Raw genomic sequence first — 256 nt, 5'->3', positions numbered from 1 at the left:
GTCGCCGGGCGGTTTGTTTTCGAGGTACGCTTGGATCGCTGCGACTTCTTCATCGGTAAAATCATGCTCTCCTGTAGCGACCACTTGCGACGTGTCCGTTTGAATCGCTTGGGTACGGAGCTGGGCTTGGTACCATTGGTATTGGATCGGCACCAGCTGTTGGAGTTGCCGTGTCAGGATCGCCGGCGAGACCGTCGCGTTAGCGGGCAAAGTCGATAGGCGCGCAAACAACGGGAAATACGACGGGGTAACGACA

Annotated in this window: 1 pseudogene; it reads right to left on the bottom strand. The window is 57.0% G+C overall.

Annotated features, from left to right (window positions below):
- Positions 1-256 (bottom strand): annotated as a pseudogene (locus CHH91_RS20970) (T7SS effector LXG polymorphic toxin); the annotation flags it as partial.

Origin of the sequence: Virgibacillus sp. 7505, assembly GCF_002272135.1 — a bacterium.
Classification (GTDB): Bacteria; Bacillota; Bacilli; order Bacillales; family Amphibacillaceae; genus Terribacillus.
This window is presented reverse-complemented; position numbering and strand designations above follow the sequence as displayed.